At 70.8% G+C, this 23,314-nt stretch carries 22 protein-coding genes, 2 tRNA genes and 3 pseudogenes; 13 read left to right on the top strand and 14 right to left on the bottom strand.

Features of this window, described 5'->3' with window-relative positions:
• Positions 1-216 precede the first annotated feature (216 nt).
• Complete coding sequence (locus IE142_RS08175; protein ID WP_191885017.1) at positions 217-822, top strand: hypothetical protein; 606 nt, start codon at positions 217-219, stop codon at positions 820-822.
• A 149-nt stretch (positions 823-971) separates the two neighbouring features.
• Here IE142_RS08175 and IE142_RS08170 read toward each other — a convergent pair whose 3' ends face one another.
• From IE142_RS08170 to IE142_RS08155, 3 genes and pseudogenes are all read right to left on the bottom strand, one after another.
• Positions 972-1,475 carry an HAD domain-containing protein gene (locus IE142_RS08170; protein ID WP_191885016.1) on the bottom strand — a complete coding sequence of 168 codons (504 nt, stop codon included), beginning with the start codon at positions 1,473-1,475 and terminating at the stop codon, positions 972-974.
• 818 nt (positions 1,476-2,293) lie between these two features.
• A pseudogene (locus tag IE142_RS08160) lies at positions 2,294-2,517 on the bottom strand (transposase); the annotation flags it as partial.
• A gap of 52 nt (positions 2,518-2,569) precedes the next feature.
• A complete protein-coding gene (locus tag IE142_RS08155) occupies positions 2,570-4,054 on the bottom strand; it encodes an alpha/beta hydrolase (protein ID WP_191885015.1) in 1,485 nt (494 codons plus the stop codon).
• Positions 4,055-4,200: 146 nt separating this feature from the next.
• On the opposite strand from IE142_RS08155, the pseudogene IE142_RS38715 reads away from it, so the two are divergent.
• Positions 4,201-4,439 (top strand): annotated as a pseudogene (locus IE142_RS38715) (hypothetical protein); the annotation flags it as partial.
• A 438-nt stretch (positions 4,440-4,877) separates the two neighbouring features.
• Positions 4,878-4,961, top strand: a pseudogene (locus tag IE142_RS38710) (GntR family transcriptional regulator); the annotation flags it as partial.
• A 304-nt stretch (positions 4,962-5,265) separates the two neighbouring features.
• Here IE142_RS38710 and IE142_RS08150 read toward each other — a convergent pair.
• Positions 5,266-5,823, bottom strand: coding sequence for a DinB family protein (locus tag IE142_RS08150; protein ID WP_191885014.1), 558 nt, complete (start codon positions 5,821-5,823; stop codon positions 5,266-5,268).
• A gap of 145 nt (positions 5,824-5,968) precedes the next feature.
• On the opposite strand from IE142_RS08150, the gene IE142_RS08145 reads away from it, so the two are divergent.
• A tRNA-Trp gene (locus IE142_RS08145) sits at positions 5,969-6,043 on the top strand.
• A gap of 14 nt (positions 6,044-6,057) precedes the next feature.
• On the opposite strand, the gene IE142_RS08140 is transcribed toward IE142_RS08145, so the two are convergent.
• From IE142_RS08140 to phoU, 6 genes are all read right to left on the bottom strand, one after another.
• A complete protein-coding gene (locus IE142_RS08140; RefSeq protein ID WP_191885013.1) occupies positions 6,058-6,927 on the bottom strand; it encodes an AraC family transcriptional regulator in 870 nt (289 codons plus the stop codon).
• A gap of 94 nt (positions 6,928-7,021) precedes the next feature.
• A complete protein-coding gene (locus tag IE142_RS36425; RefSeq protein WP_229830234.1) occupies positions 7,022-7,519 on the bottom strand; it encodes a hypothetical protein in 498 nt (165 codons plus the stop codon).
• A gap of 359 nt (positions 7,520-7,878) precedes the next feature.
• Entirely contained in the window at positions 7,879-8,232 is a 354-nt protein-coding gene (locus IE142_RS08130) for an SCO4225 family membrane protein (RefSeq protein ID WP_191885012.1), read from the bottom strand.
• Positions 8,233-8,335: 103 nt separating this feature from the next.
• Positions 8,336-8,584, bottom strand: coding sequence for an SCO4226 family nickel-binding protein (locus IE142_RS08125; protein WP_191885011.1), 249 nt, complete (start codon positions 8,582-8,584; stop codon positions 8,336-8,338).
• 118 nt (positions 8,585-8,702) lie between these two features.
• Positions 8,703-8,870 carry a hypothetical protein gene (locus IE142_RS08120; protein ID WP_107489139.1) on the bottom strand — a complete coding sequence of 56 codons (168 nt, stop codon included), beginning with the start codon at positions 8,868-8,870 and terminating at the stop codon, positions 8,703-8,705.
• A gap of 109 nt (positions 8,871-8,979) precedes the next feature.
• Positions 8,980-9,669, bottom strand: a complete 690-nt coding sequence (gene phoU, locus IE142_RS08115) for a phosphate signaling complex protein PhoU (protein ID WP_043381908.1) — start codon at positions 9,667-9,669, stop codon at positions 8,980-8,982.
• Positions 9,670-9,891: 222 nt separating this feature from the next.
• Between phoU and phoR the strand changes: the two genes are divergently transcribed.
• Both phoR and phoP read left to right on the top strand, forming a co-directional pair.
• A complete protein-coding gene (phoR, locus tag IE142_RS08110; RefSeq protein ID WP_191885010.1) occupies positions 9,892-11,163 on the top strand; it encodes a two-component system sensor histidine kinase PhoR in 1,272 nt (423 codons plus the stop codon).
• Positions 11,164-11,168: 5 nt separating this feature from the next.
• Positions 11,169-11,840: a two-component system response regulator PhoP gene (gene phoP, locus IE142_RS08105; RefSeq protein ID WP_466747773.1), complete on the top strand. Its 672-nt coding sequence runs from the start codon at positions 11,169-11,171 to the stop codon at positions 11,838-11,840.
• A gap of 88 nt (positions 11,841-11,928) precedes the next feature.
• Here the strand turns inward: phoP and IE142_RS08100 are convergent, their stop codons facing one another.
• Complete coding sequence (locus tag IE142_RS08100; protein ID WP_191885009.1) at positions 11,929-12,654, bottom strand: copper chaperone PCu(A)C domain-containing protein; 726 nt, start codon at positions 12,652-12,654, stop codon at positions 11,929-11,931.
• Between the two features lie 666 nt (positions 12,655-13,320).
• Here IE142_RS08100 and IE142_RS08095 point away from each other — a divergent pair.
• The 6 genes from IE142_RS08095 (at position 13,321) to IE142_RS08070 (ending at position 19,831) form a co-directional block, all read left to right on the top strand.
• Positions 13,321-13,803 carry a CarD family transcriptional regulator gene (locus IE142_RS08095; protein ID WP_003953493.1) on the top strand — a complete coding sequence of 161 codons (483 nt, stop codon included), beginning with the start codon at positions 13,321-13,323 and terminating at the stop codon, positions 13,801-13,803.
• Positions 13,804-14,081: 278 nt separating this feature from the next.
• Complete coding sequence (gene ispD / locus IE142_RS08090) at positions 14,082-14,858, top strand: 2-C-methyl-D-erythritol 4-phosphate cytidylyltransferase (protein WP_191885008.1); 777 nt, start codon at positions 14,082-14,084, stop codon at positions 14,856-14,858.
• A complete protein-coding gene (ispF, locus tag IE142_RS08085; RefSeq protein ID WP_043381897.1) occupies positions 14,848-15,351 on the top strand; it encodes a 2-C-methyl-D-erythritol 2,4-cyclodiphosphate synthase in 504 nt (167 codons plus the stop codon). Before ispD ends, ispF begins: the two co-directional genes overlap by 11 nt.
• A 161-nt stretch (positions 15,352-15,512) precedes the next feature.
• Positions 15,513-16,913: a cysteine--tRNA ligase gene (cysS, locus tag IE142_RS08080; protein ID WP_191885007.1), complete on the top strand. Its 1,401-nt coding sequence runs from the start codon at positions 15,513-15,515 to the stop codon at positions 16,911-16,913.
• Between the two features lie 121 nt (positions 16,914-17,034).
• Positions 17,035-17,976 carry a 23S rRNA (guanosine(2251)-2'-O)-methyltransferase RlmB gene (gene rlmB, locus IE142_RS08075; RefSeq protein ID WP_043381893.1) on the top strand — a complete coding sequence of 314 codons (942 nt, stop codon included), beginning with the start codon at positions 17,035-17,037 and terminating at the stop codon, positions 17,974-17,976.
• A 118-nt stretch (positions 17,977-18,094) separates the two neighbouring features.
• Positions 18,095-19,831: a DoxX family protein gene (locus IE142_RS08070; RefSeq protein WP_191885006.1), complete on the top strand. Its 1,737-nt coding sequence runs from the start codon at positions 18,095-18,097 to the stop codon at positions 19,829-19,831.
• A gap of 129 nt (positions 19,832-19,960) precedes the next feature.
• Here IE142_RS08070 and IE142_RS08065 read toward each other — a convergent pair whose 3' ends face one another.
• The 3 genes from IE142_RS08065 to msiK all read right to left on the bottom strand — a co-directional run bounded on the left by IE142_RS08065 (position 19,961) and on the right by msiK (position 22,692).
• Entirely contained in the window at positions 19,961-20,698 is a 738-nt protein-coding gene (locus IE142_RS08065) for a nucleotidyltransferase family protein (protein ID WP_191885005.1), read from the bottom strand.
• A gap of 123 nt (positions 20,699-20,821) precedes the next feature.
• Positions 20,822-21,280, bottom strand: coding sequence for a hypothetical protein (locus IE142_RS08060; protein WP_191885077.1), 459 nt, complete (start codon positions 21,278-21,280; stop codon positions 20,822-20,824).
• Between the two features lie 275 nt (positions 21,281-21,555).
• Positions 21,556-22,692: a diacetylchitobiose ABC transporter ATP-binding protein MsiK gene (gene msiK / locus IE142_RS08055; protein ID WP_191885004.1), complete on the bottom strand. Its 1,137-nt coding sequence runs from the start codon at positions 22,690-22,692 to the stop codon at positions 21,556-21,558.
• 221 nt (positions 22,693-22,913) lie between these two features.
• Here msiK and IE142_RS08050 point away from each other — a divergent pair.
• A tRNA-Thr gene (locus tag IE142_RS08050) sits at positions 22,914-22,987 on the top strand.
• The last annotated feature ends 327 nt before the right edge of the window (positions 22,988-23,314 follow it).

The raw sequence follows: 23,314 nt of genomic DNA, 5'->3' as shown, positions 1-23,314 counted from the left end.
AACAGCGGGGAGTAGCGGTGAGAACGATCGAGCCCGACGAAGGACGCGCCAGCTGTATGTGCAGGTCAGCGCCCCAGGAAGCGCAGAGCGCCGCAGCTTCCCAAGCTGAGAGCGTGGACCCGGCTCCACTCCCGCGACCACCCAGCCAGCGTCTTGGCAAGAGCTGCCGGCAGCAGAGGTGCAAGCGTCCACGCCTCGCTGGCAGACTGCGGACCCATGAAGCAGCCTGCCCGTCTGCCTTTGACCCCGCGTCCCATGCCCCCGCTCCGTGGCGACGAGTCGATCGTCGGCGTCCCGGACGCCACCGTGGTCGACTTCTGGCGGTTCGCCATGCCGGACCTCCGCATGAACAACACACGCGGCCTGTTCGCCGAATTCCTGGTCCACCAGGCGGTCGGCTCCCACGAGCCCCGGGTGGAGTGGGCAAGCCACGATGTCGAGACTGACGACGGACTGCGCATCGAGGTCAAAGCCGGTGCCTATCTGCAAGCCTGGGAGCAGCGCACGCCCTCTCAAATCCGCTTCAGCGGGCTCCGCGCTTGCACATGGTCATCCGAGGGCGGTTACTCGGAGGCGAAGTCGTACAACGCCGACGTCTACGTGTTCGCCGTCCAGACCGCCCGTGAACACGCTGTCTACAACCCGCTCGACACGGCCCAGTGGGAGTTCTACGTACTCCCCCGCCCAGCAGTCGCTGCCCTAGACGCGGACAGCGTCAGCCTGAGCACCGTTCGCGCGGCGGCCGGTCCACCAGTGTCCTTTGCCGCCCTCAACGACTGCATTCGATCGGCCGATCCCCGCCCCGGAACCAACGGTGGTTGACGAGCGAAGTCCGTGCCACAACCGTGCCAGATACAGGGGACAGCCACGGTCAGCACCAGTGTCCGGCGGTCTAGTACTCGCCTGCCGCCTCGACCGGCGAAGCCGCAGCTCAGCCGTAAGATCCACCAGCCTCTCTCCTAAAGCGGTGCTCATCTCGGTATGACGAGGCGGAGCCAGTCGGCGAGCGCGGTGAAGTCGGCGTCCGTGAGGCCCTTGACCGGGTCGACGCGATGGAGCAGTGACGGCCCGGAATGACTGGCGTCGACCCACAGGCGGTCCATGGCGCTGATCTCGTCGTCGACCCAGATGAACGGTCGGCCATTGGCCCACTCGACGAGGTGTCGGGTTTTCCAGTGCAGGCCGCGCGGGCCCTCGTCGGCGTGAGAGGCCGGCCACTCCACCAGGGGCAGCCTGGGCAGTCCGATGCGTGGGGAGACGACCTCGTTCGCCTCCTCCATCCAGGTCGTGGCCCACACGAGACGGCATCCCAGGGCTGTGAGGCGAGATCCGAGCCCAGGGTCGAGTCGCGTCAGCAGCGGGTTTCCCGAGGCGTCCGTGGCAGCGGTCTGAGGGCGACCGGACGACAACCCGAACGGGATCAGTGGACCGTCGACGTCGAGGAAAAGGAGGGGACGCTCCGTCGCGCTTGTCACGACGGCACGATAGCCCGGTGTAGCAGGGGAACGGCTCCCCCATCGCTGGGCCGTCCCTGGGCCGTTCGAGGCTGCTCGGCAGCGACCAATGACGCCCAACGACGACCACCAGGCGCACGGACCCGCCGCCCCTGACCAGCAAAAACCCAGCTCACCAAGATTCCCGGCAAGACCCAGGGCAAGAAGAAGTAAGCAGAACTGATCAAGGCTCCTGCCTGCGGATTATCCGCTGGCAGGGGCCTTGTTGCTGCGGTGGGGCGAGGGCGCCTGTTATTCCGCCAACGACACGATCGAGCATGCGTCTTGCGTGATCACTCGCAGAGTGCCGTCTTTTCCTGCCACTCAGGCCCGCGCAAGCATGTGATGGGGCGCGGTGGCGCTTCCAGTAGGCGATGGTCAGTACGGCCAGCAGTGGTCCCCAAAGGATCAGCGGTGCGTAGCAGACGTAGAACCAGGCGGTCTGCCAGCCGCCCTTTTCGCTGGGGTAGTCGGCGGGCAGGTCGTCGCCTCGGATGGTGGTGCCCATGAGCTGGGTGACGAGGGTCAGGACAGTACCGAGCGTGAGGACAGTGGCACCGATGGCTGCCGGGATGACCGTGACTCCTGAGGGGAAGGACCAGGCTGCCAACCGCAAGAAGAAGGGCAGCCGGGGCGGCCGTCCCGTTGCTTTCGACGCCGGTTTGCGCAAGTGGGCGCGGTCGGCGCGGGACGAGTACGCCTTGTCGGCATGCCCAGGTTCGCTTCTGTCGTTCCGCCCGTTCTGTTCCGCCTCGTCGCCCCTTTTTCCCGGGCGTGTTCCTGCTCGTCTGCGGCTTCCTAGCGGTGAAGACGCCGGCGTTCTTCCAGACCCGGAAGCGTCCGTAGACGGTCGGCCAGGGCCCGAACTCGCCGGACATCTCACGCCATTGAGCGCCTGTCCTGAATCGCCAGATCACTCGGTCGAACTGATCCCGCAGCCGCTCGGGGTACGGACCGTACTCGCCAATCGGCATGAACGGCTCGATCACTTCCACTGGTCGTCCGTAACTCGTCTGCGCGTCATGATCGTCTTGCTACCGGATCCGCCTTCCAGACGGATCCGGATCGGCGAGTTGTCAGGACGGCACGGCGGGGCAGCTGGTGCCCCGTCGTGGGACTGCCAGGTCGGTGAGGTAGCTGTCCACGGCGTCCTCCATACACGGGCCGCTGGTGACGCTGCCGTGGCCGTGGCCCTCGTAGGTGAGGAGCACGCCGCTGCGGCCGAGCTGCCGGGCCACCGAGACCGCCCACGGGTAGCCGGTGGCGGGGTCATGCAGCGCGTTGGACACCAGGATCGGCGGGGCACCGTTTACGTCCAGGCGGTGCTGCGGGTTGGCGGTCGGCGCGCCCAGACACGCCGCTGCCATGTGGATCGGCAGCAGGTAAGGCAGGTCAGGCGCCGTCATGTTCATCATGGCGACGAGCGAGGCGTACTCCTTGTAGTCGCGCACTGGCAGGTGCCAGTCCGAGCAGAAGACCGGCGTGGCCGTAGGCAGCGGCGCTGTCGAGGCGGGCGACGCGGGCAGCGGCTTGCTCGCCTCCATCCCCGCGATCGCCGTGGCCAGGCCCGCGTAGTCGGCCTCGTAGAGCTTCCGGAACGCGATCTTGTTGACCAGGTCAGAAGACGACAACGAGGTGCCCGGCTTCGCAGGGTCCTCCAGCTCGCCGCGCCCGGCCCGGGCCAACAGGCCCTGCCAGACGGTGCGGACGTCGCGGCCGTGCAGCGCGCAGTCTGCGGCACCGTCGCACCACTTCACGAACTCCTGGAATGAATCCTCTGCCGTGGCCGCCTCGGCCTGCAGGAAGTCACGGGTGGCCTGCACGCTGTGGTCCATGACGCTCTCCAGCACCATCGCGCGCATGCGGCGCGGGTAGGTTTCGGCGTACTGTGCCCCGAGCAGCGTGCCGTACGAGCTGCCATGGAAGGTCAGTTTCCGCTCGCCGAGGGCGGCCCGGAGGGCGTCCACGTCCCGGACCGTCTGGGCGGTGTCAAGGTGGTCGAACACCGGGCCGGTACGGGCCCGGCAGTCGGCACCGAGCCGCCTGTTGTACGCCATGGTGGCGTCGAAGTCCGCCTGGCTCTTCAGCTCCGGTGACGGCCGCTCGGCAAGCAGGGCGCCGGAGCAGGTCACAGGGGCGCTGCCGCCCACGCCCCGCGGGTCGAAGCTGACGATGTCGAACCTGCGGCGGATCTCGGGGCTGAACCGGCTGATACGCCCCACCACCATCTCCACACCCGAATCGCCCGGCCCGCCGGGGCCGAACACCATCGAGCCGACGCGTGCGCCGGGGTCGGTGGCCTTGCGGCGGGCCACAGCCAGGTCGAGTCTCGGCCCGTCCGGGTGGGTCCAGTCGACTGGCACCGAAAGAGTGGCGCACTCGGCTCCCGGCTTCTCCGGGTCGTCACACGGTGCCCACCGCAGGGCCCCTGCGGCAGACGGCGACGCGTGGACCGCGGGAGCGGCGGGGAGGCCGGTGATGACGGCCATGGTGGCTGCCACGGCCATGGTCGTGCCTCGCACGGCAATGCGCCGCAGTGCGGATCTGCCCCTTAACGGCATGGAACCTCCTCGTGAAGAGAGCGGTCGTGTCAGGCATGCGGACCCGGCCCGTGCACCGTCGTCACGTTAGGTGCACTGTCGACCATGTGGAGCCCCTGTCAGGGGCTTCTCCGGGTCTGATCGGGGACTGCTCAGGGGCGATCGGGGCCCCAGGGCGGAAAAGGTCCGGGTCGGGTCAGGGAAAGGGCTCTGCCGCAGTCTCGGTCGGCCCGCCAGTCGACGCCGACCTCTACGAGAAGGGAAACACCAGCGAGCGGCTGATCAACAAGCGGAGGCCGCGGCATCGGCCACCCGATACGACAAGAAGCCGGACAGCTACCTCGCCGGCCTGCTCCTACGTGCCTCGATGATCTGGGACAAAGGCCCTCGATGGGCCACCCATTGATCAGGACTCGCTACGCGCCCAAGTTGCATGTGCCGGGACACTCCGGCAGCGGGCTTGTGGGCCGCCTGCCATGCGGCGCGGAGTCGCCCGGGACTGGCGGCCGTGGAATCCTCGACGAGGAGCGGTAGCATGCGCGGTCCTCGGTTTCGGGCGGGCTGTCGGTCGGCCGGTTACGGCCACGAGAGCCGCAGTCACAGGGCCGCCAAGCATCGCCCTCGGGCCGGACTCGGTTCCGCCGTCAAGCTGAGGGAGCCTGCCACCAGAGGAGGGCATCAGCGTGTCGGCCCTGCGCTTGAGGTAGCACGCCAGCGGCCGGTGCCAGCCTGCAAGCAGATGCCGCGAAGCCAGGAAGCCGGTCCGGCTGTCAATGCCGAGCCTCAATCACCGCTGCACCACCTTGGTGGTTGAGCCCGTCGGTCATCCGGTCCAGCTCGGGGCGCGGGCGACGGTCGTTCCGTCGAGGTCAACGAAATGACGCTGGACGCCGCGTCGTACGTCTTGGATTACGACTTCGACGTCTGAGTGCGAGCGCGGCCAACCGGCGTGTCTGGCCTCGCTGCACGTTTGGTGCGTGGTCGGCCCTGGCGGATGTCACTCTTGGCCATCGACGAAGCCCGGCCGTCGGTCGGGTCCCGGGTCGCTCCCGGGCCGCCCCCGGACAGGACCGGGGATGCAGCCGCTCCACAGAGCTGGACGCCCTCGGAAGCCGACCACGCGTTCAGCACACCAGCGACGACCACTGACGATGTCGGGTGCCGCAGAAGTCACGAGCACGTCCCTCGCTCGCACGCTCGGCACAAGTGAGGGGCGTATCCACCGGGTGTTGTCAGCCCATGCTCTTCGCGCCGTCCAGGGTCTCCCGGATGATGTCGGCGTGACCGGCGTGCTGGGCGGTCTCGGCGATGATGTGCATCAGCACCCGGCGGGCCGACCACTGTGCGTCGGCCTCGAACCACGGGGCCTTCGGCAGCGGCCACGCGGCGTCGAGGTCGGGGAGGGTGGCGACCAGGTCGTCGGTGCGGCGGGCGACCTCGGCGTAGGCGGCCAGTACGCCGTCCAGCGTCTCACCGGGCAGCATGCGGAACTCGGCGTCCCGCTCGGCCCAGTCGGCCTCGGTCATGGCCGTGAAGTCGCCCATCGCGGACGGGCCCTCCAGGATGAAGTCGACCCAGCCCCGCTCGACCGACGTCACGTGCTTGATCAGACCGCCCAGGCACAGCTCGCCGGCGGTGGGCCGGAGGCCGGCCTGCTCGTCGGTGAGGTCGCGGGTGGTGAAGCGCAGGAAGTGCCGGTGCTTGGCCAGCATCTCCAGCAGGTCGGCGCGCTCGCCGGTGGCTGCCGTCGCCGTGGCCGCTTCGCGGGTGGTCTGCTCGTTGGAGGTCATGGTGTCCGCCTTCCGGGGTTCCTGCTCCGTCGGTGTAGGACCACGCTATGAGGCATCGAGGTCAGATCTTGTCCTACTTCGCGCGGGGCACCCGCGCATCTCGCGCGACCGTCCCGCCCTCAGCCGTTACGATCGCGGCCGAGGGCGGGACGTAGCGCAGCGGTCGACGCGAGCGGTCTCCAGAACCGCGAGGACGCCGGTTCGAATCCGGTCGTCCCGCCCTCTTCGAGGGACTTACGCGGGCTCCACCGGGAGCCACAGTTCGCAGGTCGCCGTCGAGAAGTCCCCCGCGCGGTCGAGGACGGCGACGATCGAGGGGCCCGGGCGCAGTCGCCACGGGTTGGACGGGAACCATTCCGAGGCGGTGGCCGCCCAGGTCGTCTGGAGGGTTTCCGGGTACGGGCCCGCGCTGCGGAAGACCACCCACCGGCCGGCCGGTACCTCGATGGCGTCGAGGTCGTCGGGGGCCGGGGTGTCCCGGGTGACGGCGACCCCGTGCAGGTAGGTCAGTTCGCTGCCCTCGGGGCTGTCGGGGGCCAGGTCGTCGCAGACCTGGAGCAGGCCCGCCGGGTCGGTGTCGCCGAGGGACTTCAGGCGGGCGTGCTCCTGCTGCGGCAGCGCGGCGATGTGCTGCTGGATGTGCGGGTTGACGCCCTCGTGGATGAGTGGGACGCGGGTGGCGTGGCCGATCAGGCGGAAGGCGGGGCGGTCGGCGAAGCGGGTGTCCATGGGGGTGCTCCCTTCGACGGTCAGGCGGAACCTGAGCTGCGGTTGTGTCTGAAGGGGGCCTCCGTCACGGCGTACGTCACGCGGAGCGGCGCCGTGGACCGTCCGGAACGCACGTCCGAACGCCTCCGTGGAGCCGTATCCGTAACGTACGGCGATGCTCAGCAGGTCGTCCTCACCGCGTACGACGTCGGCGGCGGCGACCGTCATGCGGCGCCGGCGCACGTACTCCGACAGCGGCATGCCCGCCAGCGACGAGAACATCCGGCGCAGGTGGTACTCGGTGGTGCCGAGCGTTCCGGCCAGTGCGGGGACGTCGAGTTCCTCGGTGAGGTGTTTTTCGACGAGGTCGATGAGCTTGTTGAGTGCCGAGATCACGAGGCCTCCTTTCGACATCCACCGTGGCAGGGGGCGGGGGTGCGCTTCCCGATCGTTGGGGTCCGGTTCGGTCGGGTGCGGGGGAGGGGCGTGGTCAGGGGTGCGGCATGCCGTACAGCTCCGGCAGGTCCACCAGTTGTACGTCCGGTGACGTGTCGGCGGCCTGGCGGGTCTTGTCGTTGAAGCCCGTGCCGCTGAAGCAGAGGAGCTTCGTGCGGCTGGTGTCGTAGCGGGCGGTGCGGGTGATGACGTCGCGGATGTGGCACAGGCGGTCGATGTGGGCGATGCCCGTCGTGTCGTTCCACTCGGCCTCGCCGATCGCCAGCAGGGGAGGCTTTGTACCGTCGGCGACTCCCACGACGGCGACGTCCACCTCGTGGAACGTGCGTGTCGGAGGGTCGTTCACGACGCCGTGGCCGACGTGGGCGGGGAGACCACCGAGGAGGTCGGGGTCGGCGTGATGCAGGGCCCACTCGCGGCAGACCTGTTCGAAGTGGGGGCCGAGGACGTTGGCCACGAAGCGGCGTCGGCTGGCCTTCCAGACCCGGGCCGCGTTGCCCGGGCGTTCGAGTTGGGGCCAGACCGGGCGCATCACGGCGTGGTAGAAGGCGATCAGGGGTTCCGAGATGCGATAGGTGGAGCGGTTGGCGCGGAAGGCGTCCGCCTCGCGCTGAAGCAGGCCCGGCGTCCTCCAGGACGTTGATGGGATGGGCGATGTCGGTGGCCTTGCGTTCCAGGTAGCCGGCCATGCCGCCGCGCGTGGTGTTGCCCTCGGCCACCGCTCCGAGTACCGAGAGGTAGAGCGCGGTGTCGCGCAGGTCGGGTTCCTCGGCGAGGAGGTAGCGCGCTTCGCGGAAGAGGGGCGTCTCCGGGTTCAGTACGGTGCGGATCACCCAGTCGTCGAAGTCGTCCGGTCCGGAGGGGCTGTCCCATCTCTGCGGCGCTCGCGGCTCAGCCCGCCGTCGTCAGCCGCCCTCGCCCCCGCCGCCGGCCTCGCAGCCCCTCCCACGCCGCCCCCAGCGCCAGTGACTGGGCCAGCGCCGACAGCACGATGCCGCCGACGAGGAACCACGCCGGGGCATCGCCGCCCCAGCCCGCCTCGCCGAGCCACGCCACGAAGCCGAAGGCCGGGAAGGTGAACAGGGCCGGCCAGACCCAGATGAGGGAGGCGTCCGGGTTGTTCGCGAACAGGGGTTCCAGTGCCGCGACGGCCATCGCGCCGCCGACCAGGGCCAGGTAGACGGCCGAAGCGCGGTTGGCGACGGTCAGGCGGGTGAGCGTGCGTATCCGGGTGCTGGTCTTCATCGGGTCTCGGTCTCCCCGGGGTCGTCTTCGTCCTCTTCCTGTTCCAGGGTGGGACGCGGCACGCCGGGGAGCCTGAGTACCCGTACTCAAAGCGGGGCCGGGCCTAGACCGTCAGCGGTACCTCGTGGATTTCGTCCGCCCTGTGGCCCGCGCGTTCGTGGACGCGCTGGACCGCGTCGGCCGACGGGCCCTCGGAGAGGCAGTAGATCGTGCCGGAGCCGGGGTCCGCCCACGCCCGCTCGAAGTGGACGTTCTCGTCCTTCTCCAGGGCGAGGTCCGCCTGGTGGGCCTGGTGGAGCTGGTCTGCGGTGATGCCGTGCATGCCGTGGTGCACGTCCATGAAGTGAGCCATGGCCTCGCACCCCCTTCAGGGTCTTCGCTGGGTCCTTCTTCCAGGGTGCGCGCTTACGGCGGCCGGGGCGAACCGGCCGCCGTGCCCTCGCTCAGCCGGCGCTGACGCTACGAGCGGGTCAGCCGCACTGGCAGGGGTTTCCCGACTGGCAGCCGCAGCCGCAACCCGAGCCGCAGCCGCAGGCCGCGATCAGGGGCAGGGCGCGGATCTCCGGGGGCCGCTCGGTGCGGCGTTCCCGGGTGGGGTCGGGCTGCTTCGTGCCGGGCGTGCTGGGGGAATCGGCCATGGTTCCTCCTGGAGGCTGGTGTGCCTCGGTCCATTGCACGCCCGGAGCGGCCGTCGCATCAACGGCGCACTGGGGTGACCAGGTGCGCCCCCAGGCGGCCCGAGCGGTCTCAGGCGCCCTCGACCTGCGTCGTCGGCTGGATGTCCGGCTGGAGCTCGTCCGCGTGCTCGCCGGTGACCAGGTAGACCACGCGCTTGGCGACCGCGACGGCGTGGTCGGCGTAGCGCTCGTAGTAGCGGCCCAGAAGGGTGACGTCGACGGCCGTCTCGATGCCGTGCTTCCAGCGGTCGTCCATCAGGTGCTGGAAGAGGGTCCGGTGCAGGAGGTCCATCGCGTCGTCGTCCTGCTCCAGCTGGAGGGCCAGGTCGACGTCCTTCGTGGTGATCACCTCGGCCGCCTTCGCCATCAGGCGCTGCGCGAGCTGGCCCATCTCCAGGATGGTCGCGTGCAGGTCGTGCGGCACCGCGCGCTCCGGGTAGCGCAGCCGGGCCAGCTTGGCCACGTGCTGGGCCAGGTCGCCCGAGCGCTCCAGGTCGGCCGACATCCGCAGCGAGGTGACGACGATGCGCAGGTCGGTGGCGACCGGCTGCTGCCGGGCCAGCAGGGTTATCGCCCGGGCCTCCAGCTCGTGCTGGAGTTCGTCGACCTTCTGGTCGGCCTCGATGACGGCCTCGGCCAGCTTCAGGTCGGAGTCGAGGATCGCCGTCGTGGCGCGTCCGATCGCCGACCCGACCAGCCGGGCCATCTCCACCAGACCGTCGCCGATCGAATCCAGTTCCTCGTGGTACGCGTCCCGCATCAGGGTTCCCTCTCGTGCGTCTGTTTAGGAGGCTCGCGCCGGTTCGCATCGGCTCGCACCCCTTGCCGTGCCCCCACGCTTACACGTTCCGGCCTGTACGCGTCCGTTTCCGTCACCACAAATGAACCATCCCTGGCTCCAAGGTGAACTCTGGGCGACGAGTGTTCGAGGTCGCAGTCGGATGGCTGGGGCGGGACCGTTCGCCGTGCCTAACCTGGAGGCATGGACGTGAACGCGGCGGTCGCCGCAGCGGCAGCGATCGCCGGAGTGCTCACCGGCGTCATCGCCATGCTGGCGTTCCGCTGGAGTGAGCGGGAGCAGAAGCGCCCCACGCGCACCTCGCTCCACACGGACCCGGTGCTCCCGCCCGGCGTCGACACCGTGCTGTCGGTGCTCCGCTCCTCCGCCGTCGTCCTCGACGAGGCCGACGCGGTGGTCAAGGCCAGCTCGGCGGCGTACGCCCTCGGACTGGTCCGGGGCGGCAAGCTCGCCGTCGAGCCGATGCTCCAGATGGCCCGCGACACCCGCCGCGACGGCGAGATACGGCAGGTCGAGCTGGACCTTCCGCGGCGCGGGAACGGGCGGGGGGAGGCCCTCGCCGTCTCCGCGCGCGTCGCGCCGCTCGGGTCACGGCTGGTGCTGCTGCTGGTCGAGGACCTCACCGAGGCCCGTCGCATCGAGGCCGTACGGCGCGACTTCGTCGCCAATGTGAGCCATGAGCTCAAGACGCCGGTCGGCGCGCTCTCGCTGCTGTCCGAGGCCGTGATGGACGCCTCCGACGATCCGGGGGCCGTGGAGCGGTTCGCCGGGCGGATGCAGATCGAGGCCACCCGGCTCACCAACCTGGTGCAGGAGCTCATCGACCTGTCCCGGGTCCAGAACGACGACCCCCTCGACGACGCCGAGCCCGTCCGCGTGGACGAGCTGGTCGCCGAGGCCATCGACCGCTGCCGGCAGGCAGCCGGCACGAAGCAGATCACCATGGCCGCCGGAGGAACGGCGGATCTGCACGTGCGCGGCAACCGCGGCCAGCTCGCCGCCGCGCTCGGCAACCTCGTCGAGAACGCCGTCAACTACTCGCCCGCCCGCACCCGCGTCGGCATAGCCGCCCGCCGCGTGAACGCTCCCGGCGGCGACCTGATCGAGATCGCCGTGACCGACCAGGGCATCGGCATCTCGGAGAAGGACAAGGAGCGCGTCTTCGAGCGCTTCTACCGCGTGGACCCCGCCCGCTCCCGGGCCACCGGTGGTACCGGTCTGGGTCTCGCGATCGTCAAGCACGTGGTCGCCTCGCACGGCGGGGAGGTCACGGTGTGGAGCGCCGAAGGCCAGGGCTCCACCTTCACGCTGCGACTGCCGGAGTCGGGCCCCGCCCGCGACCGTGCACAGCGGCGACCCGACCGCACCGGACTCAGCGCCGAGAACGAGCGGTCCCCCTCATCCCCCCATACTTCCCCGTACGAAACGCTTCCCGCTCCGGAGGTCCTTCCGTGACCCGTGTGCTCGTCGTCGAGGACGAGGAGTCCTTCTCCGACGTCCTGTCGTACATGCTCCGCAAGGAGGGCTTCGAGGTCGCCGTCGCGACCACCGGCCCCGACGGACTCGACGAGTTCGAGCGCAACGGCGCCGACCTCGTCCTCCTCGACCTGATGCTGCCCGGTCTGCCGGGCACCGAGGTCTGCCGCCAGCTGCGCGGTCGATCGAACGTCCCCGTGATCATGGTGACCGCCAAGGACAGCGAGATCGACAAGGTCGTCGGGCTGGAGATAGGGGCCGACGACTACGTCACCAAGCCCTTCTCCTCCCGCGAGCTGGTCGCCCGCATCCGTGCCGTACTGCGCCGGCGCGGCGAGCCGGAGGAGGTCGCCCCGGCCGCCCTGGAGGCCGGTCCCGTCCGCATGGACGTCGACCGGCACGTGGTGACCGTGGGCGGCACCAAGGTCGACCTGCCGCTCAAGGAGTTCGACCTGCTTGAGATGCTGCTGCGCAACGCCGGCCGCGTGCTGACCCGCATGCAGCTGATCGACCGGGTGTGGGGCGCCGACTACGTCGGTGACACCAAGACCCTCGACGTCCACGTCAAGCGGCTGCGCGCCAAGATCGAGCCCGACCCGGGTGCGCCGCGGTACCTGGTGACGGTGCGCGGGCTCGGGTACAAGTTCGAGCCGTAGAGCGGCCGGCGCTCCCGGGCGCCCACGCGACGTACGGCGAAGGGCGGGACCTCCAGGGAGGTCCCGCCCTTCGCCGTGCCCGCGGTGCTCAGTGGCCGGCTTCGGCGCCGGTCCCCTCGGAGGCGGTGGCCGCTCCGGTCTCGTCCGCCTCGCCGGAGGGGGTGCCAGTGGCGCCCTCCGGGCCGGTGGCGGACTCGCCGTCGGACGGAGCGCCGGAGGTTTCGCCGTCGGACGGACGGCCGGACTCACCCTGGGACGGCTTCGCCGACGCGCCGGGCGCCGCCGGGACGTCGCTCGGGCCCCACTCGGAGAAGTAGCTCTCGGCGGGGACGACGAAGGCCTCCAGGCCCACCTCGCCGGTCTTGCTGAAGGTGAAGGTGATCTTCTGCGCGTTGCCGTCCTGGACGGCCTCGCGGCTGCTCGGCAGGACGGCGGAGGCGTTGCCCTCGCCGCCGAGGATCAGGGAACCGCCCGCCGGGACGGTGAGGCCGCCGTCGGCGCCCTTCTGGCCCTTGGCGGGCTTCAGCTCAGCGGACTTGTCGGTGCCGTCCACGGTGATGGACTCGAGGGTCTGGTCCGTCCTGCCGTTGTTGAAGAAGGTGGCGGAGACCACGGCGGGGCCGGTCGACTCCAGGTCGGGCTGCGTGATGACGACCGCGTTCTGGATCTGGATGTCACCGACCGTCGTCGCAGCGTTGTCCGGCTTGATCTCCAGCGACTGGGCGTTGTGACCGGCACCGCACGCGGCGAGCGAGGCGATCGAGAACGCGATGGCGGCGGCGGCGAGGGCGCCGCGTCGAAGGCTGCTGCTCACGGCGGCGGCAACTCCTTGGACTCGAGCGAGGCGGCGGCAACGGATAAAGCCGCCCTAAGTGACTGTCAGCGGCCTCAGGCTACCGAGCCGTTCCCGGGCGGCCGCACCCGACCCTCCCCGAAGGGGATCCGCTTCGCCCGGCAGGCGGTAGGACGGGCCGCGCGGCCCACTCACTTCCGGGTGCACGGCGAGGGCGCCGGCGGACTGCTCCGCGGCTCGTTTTGCGGCCCGCACTCGTCCGCCATTCACATAAGAAGCCCTTCGTCATACCGGTCGCCGATCGGTGCGCGAATTTTCCGTGAAGGAATGCGCGGACGGACAGGAAATCGATCATCCGAGCGTCGGCCGGGGCGGCTCGTGATCAATTCCGGAATCGGCCGGAACCCCGTCCCGGCCACCGAACGGAGTAGCGGAAGTCGCACGCCTGGAACCGGACATATGGGGATCTTCGGACAGGTGAGACGGCCTCCGGATGTGTGTGACATGCGCGTTTCGCCCCGCCCGAAGAGCCGCTCCGACCTGCGAATACTTTCTTCCGCTCGCCCGGCGCAGCACGTTCATGTTGCTGTTGTCAAGCCCCGAGATATGCCCTGACCTGCGAAAACGCCATTCAGAAGACGCCGTATCCGTGTTACCCTGGATAGCCACGGAAGGGGTACCTGTCACATGACGTTCAAGGTTGGCGACACCGTGGTCTATCCCCATCACGGGGCCGCGCTGATCGAGGCTATCGAAACTCGCCAGATCAAAGGCGTGGACAAGACCTACTTGGTGCTGAAGGTCGCCCAGGGCGATCTGACGGTACGTGTGCCAGCGGACAATGCGGAGTTCGTCGGCGTGCGTGATGTGGTCGGTCAGGACGGGCTGGACCGGGTCTTCGAGGTGCTGCGCGCGCCGTACGCCGAGGAGCCCACGAACTGGTCGCGTCGTTACAAGGCAAACCTGGAGAAGCTCGCCTCCGGCGACGTCATCAAGGTCGCGGAAGTCGTACGCGATCTGTGGCGCCGCGAGCGCGAGCGCGGACTCTCCGCCGGTGAGAAGCGCATGCTCGCCAAGGCCCGCCAGATCCTGGTGAGCGAGCTGGCTCTCGCGGAGAACACCAACGAGGACAAGGCGGAGGCCCTGCTCGACGAGGTGCTCGCCTCCTGACGCGCCTCCCGAGGCGAGGCGCAGGCCGCTGCCCGCTCGGTTCAGCGCACTGAAATGCCGCGGTGCCCGATGACATCTCTGCTGTCGCCGGGCGCTGCGGCATGTCCGTACCCGGACCAGGTCCTCGTACGATCACCCGGGAGACTTCCCCCGTCCTGGCGTGCCGGGCCCGGGCTGCTGGCTCGACCAGGGTCACGGAAGGGTCCGGTCAAGGCGTCGCGCCCGGCACGGTGAGGCCATACCCAACTAGGTCGAGCACACAAACCTGACAGGAACCGATGTCTGACGAATCACGTCACTCGCCCGCTCAGATGCTTCCCCACACCCGTGCCAACACCCGCACCGCGGTCGTGATTCCGGCCGCCGGCCGGGGCGTACGGCTCGGACCGGGCGCCCCGAAAGCCCTACGCGCGCTGGGCGGCACGCCCATGCTCATCCACGCGGTGCGGGCGATGGCCGCCTCCCGCCGGGTCTCCCTGGTCGTGGTCGTCGCCCCGCCCGACGGCGCGGCCGAGGTCAAGAGCCTGCTCGACGCGCACGCGCTGCCGGAGTGGACGGACTTCCTCGTCGTCCCCGGCGGTGAGTCGCGGCAGGAGTCCGTACGGCTCGGTCTGGACGCGCTGCCGCCCGAGTACGACATCGTCCTCGTGCACGACGCGGCCCGGCCGCTGGTTCCGGTGGACACGGTGGACACCGTGATCGAGGCCGTGCGCGAGGGGGCGCCCGCCGTGGTGCCGGCGCTGCCGCTCGCCGACACGGTCAAGCAGGTCGAGCCGGCCGCCGTGCCGGGCGAGCCGGAGCCGGTGGTGGCGACGCCGGAGCGGGCGCGGCTGCGTGCGGTGCAGACGCCGCAGGGATTCGACCGGGAGACGCTGGTGCGGGCCCACGGGACGGTGACCGAGAACGTCACCGACGACGCGAGCATGGTCGAGCAGCTCGGGCTGTCCGTGGTGGTCGTGCCGGGGCACGAGGAGGCGTTCAAGGTGACGCGGCCCCTCGACCTCGTGCTCGCGGAGGCGGTGCTGGCGCGCAGGAGGCTGAACGATGGGTTCTGACACGGACGGTTCCGTCCTGCTGCCGCAGGTCGGGATCGGTACGGACATCCACGCCTTCGAGGACGGGCGCGAGCTGTGGTGCGCCGGACTGAAGTGGGAGGGCGAGGGGGCCGGGCTGGCCGGGCACTCCGACGCGGACGTCGTCGCGCACGCGGCGTGCAACGCGTTGTTCTCGGCGGCGGGGCTCGGGGACCTCGGGCAGCACTTCGGCACCGGCCGCCCGGAGTGGTCCGGGGCCTCCGGGGTGACGCTGCTGACGGAGGCGGCGCGGATCGTACGGGCGGCGGGGTTCCGGATCGGGAACGTCGCGGTGCAGGTGGTCGGGCCGAGGCCGAAGATCGGCAAGCGGCGGGACGAGGCGCAGAAGGTCCTGTCGGAGGCCGTGGGGGCGCCGGTGTCCGTGTCCGGCGCGACCACGGACGGGCTGGGCTTTACCGGGCGGGAGGAAGGGCTGATGGCGGTGGCCACGGCATTGGTCGTGCGGGTGGGCTGAGCGGGGGCGAGCCGACCCGGCGGCGGGCCGGTGGCGGCGGGCGTGCCGTGCGGGGCCGCGCCCCCGCACCCCGCGGCTCCGGGCCGGGGCGGGGGACGATCGGGCAACGACGTGGGCACGTGCGGCCCGTGGCACTGCCCCGCGCCCACTACCCTGGAGACGTGACTATTCGCCTGTACGACACCAGCGCCCGGCAGATCCGTGACTTCGCCCCCCTCACGCCGGGCTGCGTCTCGATCTACCTGTGCGGTGCCACCGTGCAGGCCGCCCCGCACATCGGGCACATCCGGTCCGGGCTGAACTTCGACATCATGCGCCGCTGGTTCGCCTACCGCGGCTACGACGTCACCTTCATCCGCAACGTCACCGACATCGACGACAAGATCATCAAGAAGGCCGCGGACCAGAACCGCCCCTGGTGGTCCATCGGGTACGAGAACGAGCGGGCGTTCAACGACGCCTACGACGCCCTCGGCTGCCTCCCGCCGACGTACGAGCCGCGTGCCACCGGTCACATCACCGAGATGGTCGAGATGATGCGCGGCCTCATCGAGCGCGGCCACGCCTACGAGGCCGAGGGCAACGTCTACTTCGACGTACGGTCCCTGCCCGGGTACCTGTCGCTGTCCAACCAGGACCTCGACGAGCTGCGCCAGCCCTCCGGGGAGGGCGAGACCGGCAAGCGGGACCCGCGGGACTTCGCCATGTGGAAGGCGGCCAAGCCCGGGGAGCCGAGCTGGGAGACGCCGTGGGGGCGGGGGCGGCCCGGCTGGCACCTGGAGTGCTCGGCCATGGCGCACAAGTACCTGGGCGAGGAGTTCGACATCCATGGCGGCGGGATCGACCTGATCTTCCCCCACCACGAGAACGAGATCGCCCAGGCCGAGGGCTTCGGCGACGCCTTCGCCCGGTACTGGGTGCACAACGCCTGGGTCACCATGAGCGGCGAGAAGATGTCGAAGTCGCTCGGCAACAGCGTGCTCGTGAGCGAGATGGTCAAGCAGTGGCGGCCGGTCGTGCTGCGGTACTACCTGGGCACCCCGCACTACCGCTCCACCATCGAGTACAGCCAGGAGTCCCTGCGCGAGGCCGAGTCGGCGTACGCGCGCATCGAGGGATTCGTACAGCGCGTCACCGAGCTGGCCGGCCACGCCGTCGAGCCCGCCGCCGAGGTGCCGCCCGCCTTCGCCGACGCGATGGACGACGACCTGGGCGTCCCGGGGGCCCTCGCCGTCGTGCACACCACTGTCCGGCAGGGCAACAGCGCGCTGGCCGCCGACGACAAGGAGGCCGCCGTCGGGCGCCTCGCCGAGGTGCGGGCCATGCTCGGTGTGCTCGGGCTCGACCCGCTGGCACCGCAGTGGGCGGGGGAGCAGGAGCAGGGCGAGGACCTGCGGCACGTCGTCGACAGCCTCGTACGGCTCGTGCTCGACCAGCGCGAGTCCGCGCGGGCCCGCAAGGACTGGGCCACGGCGGACGCCATCCGCGACGAGCTGGGACGGTCCGGGCTGGTCATCGAGGACGGCCCGCAGGGGCCCCGCTGGAGCCTCGGCTCCCGCTGACCCGGCCGGGTGCCGGAGCCCGGCCCCGTAGATCGATTGTGCCGCCCGGCCCTCCGGGCGGCACACTGCACAAGACGCACGTACGACGCACACTCCCGTAGAGAGCGGAGACAGGTAACTCATGGCCGCGAACAACCGCCGCATGTCCGGCAAGAAGGGCGCGCAGGTCGGCAGCGGCGGCAAGCGGCGCCGGGGCCTGGAAGGCAAGGGGCCGACGCCTCCCGCCGAGATGCGCAAGGGGCACGCCAAGCAGCGCGCCGCCAACGCCAAGGCGCGCCGCGCCACGGGACGCACCCAGCAGCGGCGCGGCGGCGGACGGTCGACGTCCGAGCTCGTCGTCGGCCGCAACCCCGTCTACGAGGCCCTGCGCGACGGCGTGCCCGCCTCGACGCTCTACGTCCAGCAGTTCATCGACAACGACGAGCGGGTGCGCGAGGCGCTCCAGCTCGCGGCCGAGCGCGGCGGCATCAACCTCATGGAGGCGCCGCGCCCCGAGCTGGACCGGATGACCAACGGGCTCAACCACCAGGGCCTCGTCCTCCAGGTCCCGCCGTACGAGTACGCGCACCCCGAGGACCTGGTCGCCGCCGCGCACGACGAGGGCGCGGACCCGCTGATCGTCGCCCTCGACGGCGTGACCGACCCGCGCAACCTCGGTGCCGTCGTCCGCTCCGTCTCCGCCTTCGGCGGACACGGCGTGGTCGTGCCCGAGCGGCGCGCGGCCGGCATGACGGCGGGCGCCTGGAAGACGTCCGCCGGCACGGCCGCCCGCACGCCGGTGGCCCGCGCCACCAACCTCACCCGGGCGCTGGAGCAGTACCAGAAGGCCGGGATCACGGTCGTCGGCCTCGCCGCCGACGGCGAGGCCGAACTCGGTGACCTGGAGGCCCTGGACGGGCCCGTGGTCATTGTGGTCGGCAGCGAGGGCAAGGGGTTGTCCCGGCTCGTCGGGGAGACCTGCGACTTCCGGGTGCGGATTCCGATGCCCGGCGGCGCGGAGTCCCTGAACGCCGGTGTGGCGGCGGGCATCGTGCTGTACGAGGCGGCGCGGCGGCGCTCCTGAACGGGCGTTCGGCGGCGTAACCCCTACGTGGTGTTCCGGGGGATTCGGGCAGGCTTGACGCGGTCCGGACAGATCTGGACGGTCAAGGCAGTGTCCTAACGACACGTCACTCGGTTAGATGAGTGTGGACACCAGAACACCCCGCACACCCACGGGGGACCGCTCGTCGGGATACGACGACGCTCCCGCGCTGAGCATGGTGAAGGTGCCGAGCGATCCGGCCCAGGTCATCGTCAATCACGCGACCTTCCGCGTGCAGCTCGGTGCCTCCGCCGGGCGGACCCGGTCCCCGCGGATCGCGCGGCACTTGAGCGCCACCCAGGACCCCGCCCGCATGCCCGTGACGGGCACCGCACCCGGCGCCGCCCGCCGCCGCGCCGTCGTCTGGAGCGGGCGGTCCGACCCCGACGACACCGGCGCCCACCGCCTGCTCCAGGCGGTGCGGGCCGGCGCCGGCCGCCACGCCGAGGACCCGGCCGCCGACACCTCCGCCGACGCCGGAGCCACCCAGGTCATCCCCCGCGTCGGCATCGACGGAGGCGCCCCGGGCCACGACGGCTACCAGGGCTACGACGGCTACGACGACGGGCCCGCCACCCAGACCATCGAGACCCCCCTCGTCGGCGCCCAGCGCGGCCCCGTCCCCGAGGGCACCCGGCTGCTGCCCGCCATGCGCACCGTCGGCAGCGTCCACGACGAACCCGCCTACGCCGGCGAGGACTTCACCACCGGACCCGGACAGTACGACGACGGGTACGGCTACGACGAGGGCACGGAAGAGCCCGAGCCGCGCACCCGGCGGCACGCCGACGACGACGCACGGCACGCCTACTTCCCCGGCCGCCGCATGAACCTCGGCGTCGTGCTGCTCCCGCTGCGCGTCTTCCTCGGCTTCATCTCCATCTACGCCGGCATGGGCAAGCTCTGCGACCCCGTCTACTTCGACGGCGGCGAACGCGGCTCCATGGTCAAGTGGCTCAACACCCTGCACCCCTGGGACGTCGCCGAGCCGCTGCGCCAGTTCGCCCTCGCCCACCCCGTCGGCGCCGGGCTCGTGATCGCCTTCCTCCAGGTGCTCGTGGGCGTCCTGACCGTCCTGGGCTGCTGGCAGCGCGTCGCCGCCGTGATCGGCGCCGGCCTGTCCGCCGCGCTGCTCGTCACCGTCAGCTGGAAGAGCATCCCCGTCTACGACGCGCCCGACATCATCTACCTCGCCGCCTGGTCCCCGCTGATCATCGCCGGCGCGCCCGTCTACTCCGTGGACGGCAGGCTCGCCGGCAGCGCCTGGCGACGCCTCGGCCCCCGCGCCGACATCTGGGACCTGCGCCGCTACGTGCTGCGCCGCGGCGCCCTCGTCACCTTCCTCGTCGCCGGTGTCACCCTCCTGGTCGGCTCGCTGCTCGGCGGAGCCGTCCGGGACGCCGACCGCGTGGTCGTCCCCGGACCCGGCGAGGCCCCGCGCAACGAACTGCCCGGCAGCCCGCTCCCGCAGGAGTCCGGTACCCGCGAGCCGAAGACCTCACCCGAGGCCTCCGCCTCCCCCACCCGGGGCGCCACCGGCGACGCGGCCACGCCCTCCGCGGACGCCGCGACCACGTCCGGAGCGACCCGCGACAGCACCACTGCCGGCGTCACGCCCAGCCAGACCCAGGGCACCACGGGCCAGGCCCCGCCCCGGCAGTCCACCCCGGCCGACCGGGCACCGAGCACCACGGCCGGGCCGACCGCGGGCGGCACCACGACGGGCGGCGGCAGCGGCTCCAGCGGCGGCGGGAGCGACAGCGACGGCGGCGGTGGCTCCTCCTCCACCGGAGAGCCGGGGGGCAGCCGCCTGGTGGGCGGCCTCCTGGGCTAGCCACCACCCGGCGCCGCCCACGCGGCCGTACGTACGCCGGAGGGGCCTCGCACATGATGCGTGCGGGGCCCCTCCGGCGTACGTACGGCGAACCATCGGCTGCCTGGACCGCCCTGAAAGCTCAGCGGCTCAGCGGCCGGTCGGCGCCGCCAGCTCCCGTGCCGCCTCCGTCAGGTCCTTCGCGGTGTCGATGGCACGCCAGTAGGAGCCCTGCGGGATCGGGAAACCGGCCAGCCGGCGCTCACGGGCCAGCCTCGGGAACGTCGTCCGCTCGTGGTCACCGCGCTCCGGGAGCATCGAGGCGAACGCCGACGAGAAGACGTACACGCCGGCGTTGATCTCGAAGGTCGACGGCGGCGCCTCGATGAAGTCGGTGATGTGGCCGAAGCCGTCCGTCTGCACGGCGCCCCACGGCAGCCGCGGACGGGCCAGGGCGAGGGTCGCGACGGCGTCCCGCTCGGCGTGGAAGTCGGCCATGTCGCGCAGCGAGAAACGGGTCCAGATGTCACCGTTCGTGGCGTACCAGGGCCGGTCCGGGTGGGGGAGATGCGCCGCGGCGTACTTGAGGCCGCCGCCTCGGCCCAGCGGCTCGGTCTCGACAACGGTCGTGACGGAGAGCGGCAGGTCGGCAGCCCCCAGCCACTTCTGCAGCACCTCGGCGAGATGGCCGCAGGACACCACGACGTCCGTCACGCCCTCCTCGGCGAGCCAGGCGAGCTGATGGCCGATGATCGGGGTCCCGGTGCCCGGGATCTCCACCATCGGCTTGGGCCGGTCGTCGGTGTACGGGCGCAGCCGGGAACCCTGACCGCCGGCCAGGACGACGGCTTGAACGGGGCGGCGGGACGCGGCGTTCGGATCGGTCATGCCCGAACTGTACGCGGCGCCCCGCGGGCCCGAGCGGAGTCCTCGACGTACGACCTCGTCAGCAGCGCACGGCCTCCGCGCTCATCGGCACCTCAGCGCACAGCGCCTGGGCTCATCGGCACCTCAGCTGTGCGCGGCCAGTACGCCCGAGGCGAAGGCGGTGTCGCAGACGGGGCGCGCGTACGACTGGGCGCGGGTCGGGCCGTACACCTTGACCGCGGCGCGGCCGAGGGCGCGGGCGATGGAGGCGCAGTGCCCCGCCAGCGACGGACGCTCGTTCACCGCCTGCTGGAGGTGGGTCAGGGCCACGCCCGGGTCCTCCTCCTGCAGTTCCGTCAGCAGCCGGTCGCGCAGCACCTCGTGCGGTGCGCGCTCGGCGGCCCGGGCTGAGGCGGCCTTGGCGGCGGAGGCCTCGGACGCGGCGAGCACCGAGTCCGAGGGGCCCCCCGACCAGTTGACTCGGGTGACCGCGAGGGTCCCGGAGAGCACCAGGACGACGGGCAGGACGAGGGCGAGAGAGCGGCCGATCCGGTGGGCGGGGCCCCGGCCGCGTCGCGTCTGTCGGGTGGTGGAGTGCTTCACGGAGTGCTTCACGCGAGTGAGGGTAGCGCCCGGTAATGATTTGGCGACATTTAGTCACCCCTTCAGGGGATGAGGGGCGGCGTCGAAATGGGTAAGGGGTTGACGCACACTGCTCGAAACGTCCGTTGTGCCGGGGTGCGCGTCGACAACGACAAGAGCCCCGCAGCAGGCCGCGGGGCTCTTGTCGTCAATGCGGGTGAATTCACCCGGGCGTGTGGTTTCCGCGAGCTCCGGTTTGCCGGTGCGCGCGGAGCCGGGCTCGGCCCGGAGCGGCGTCAGTCGGAGAGACGCTCACCCGTGGAGGACGAGAAGACGTGGCTCTCGCCCGGCCGCGGCACGACGTGGACGGTCGCGCCCTTCTCCGGCACCGCACGGCTGCTGACGCGGACCACGAGGTCCTTGGACTCGCCACCGACCTCGACCGTGCCGTAGATGTAGCCGTCGGCGCCGGTCTCCTCGACGACGTTCACGGAGACCGCGAGACCCGCGGGGGCGTCCTCGGAGTCCTTCGACAGGGTCTTGGCCGCGCCGCCGTTCAGCTCCACCACGTCGAAGTGCTCGGGGCGGACGCCGACGGTGACCGTGCGGTCGCCCCTGTCGGAGGCGGCCTTGAGGGCCTCCCGGCTGACCGGGACCACACTGTTGCCGAACTTCACGCCGCCGTCGGTGATCGGGACCTCGATCAGGTTCATCGCCGGGGAGCCGATGAAGCCGGCGACGAAGAGGTTGGCGGGCTTGTCGTACATGTTGCGCGGGCTGTCGACCTGCTGGAGCAGACCGTCCTTGAGGACCGCCACGCGGTCGCCCATCGTCATGGCCTCGACCTGGTCGTGGGTGACGTAGACGGTGGTGATGCCCAGGCGGCGCTGGAGCGAGGCGATCTGCGTACGCGTGGAGACACGGAGCTTGGCGTCCAGGTTGGACAGCGGCTCGTCCATAAGGAACACCTGCGGCTCACGCACGATCGCGCGGCCCATCGCCACACGCTGGCGCTGACCACCGGAGAGCGCCTTCGGCTTGCGGTCCAGGTACTCGGTGAGGTCGAGGATCTTCGCGGCCTCCTCGACCTTCTGTCGGATCTCCGCCTTGTTGACGCCGGCGATCTTGAGCGCGAAGCCCATGTTGTCGGCGACCGTCATGTGCGGGTAGAGCGCGTAGTTCTGGAACACCATGGCGATGTCCCGGTCCTTGGGCGGCAGGTGCGTGACGTCGCGGTCACCGATGCGGATGGCGCCGCCGTTCACGTCCTCGAGCCCCGCGAGCATGCGGAGCGAGGTGGACTTCCCACAACCGGACGGGCCGACCAGGACGAGGAACTCGCCGTCCTCGATCGCGATGTCGAGACCGTCGACGGCGGGCTTGGTGGAACCCGGGTAGATACGGGTCGCCTTGTCGAACGTAACAGTGGCCATGGTGATGGGCCCCCTTCTACCGGCAGGAACGTGCCGGACGATCCGTTGTAGGAAGGTGGTGTGGTGTAGTCCACACGGGTGAACTGGCACAGGACGGTACCTGGCGTTCACCTGATCTGTCAGTACCTGTGGGGCTGTGAACTTCGCCGAAACTTTCGCGTCACATCGTTCACCGGCTCTGTGTACAGTGGACCAGCCTCCGCGCGCGCCGCCGCGCGAGTGCCTCCTTAGCTCAGATGGCCAGAGCAACGCACTTGTAATGCGTAGGTCGTCGGTTCGAATCCGACAGGGGGCTCGGAAGCTGAGCGAAGGCCCCGCCGTCGGTGGACGGCGGGGCCTTCGGGCGATCGCGGGGCCGGTCGGGGTCCGGGGCGGCTACTTGCCCTCCGGCAGTGGTTCCGGATCGCGGACCGTGCCGGGCTTCGGGAGCTGGCCGTCGAGCAGAGGCCTTCGTGAACTCGGGCATCCTCCGCTCCACGTCGGCCACGGTGTAGCGGTCGCTGGAGTCGTCGCAGGTGATGGCTATGAAGGCGTCGTTCTCTGTCGTCGGTCGTGTCGTCGTCGGGGTCGCCGCCGGTCACGACCGCCAGGCCGACCGGGAGCGCGGGTCGACATGACCAAG

Origin of the sequence: Streptomyces mutabilis (assembly GCF_014649815.1) — a bacterium.
GTDB lineage: Bacteria > Actinomycetota > Actinomycetes > Streptomycetales > Streptomycetaceae > Streptomyces > Streptomyces mutabilis.
Note: the sequence above shows the minus strand (reverse complement) of the source record. Positions and strands in the feature narration are given on the sequence as shown.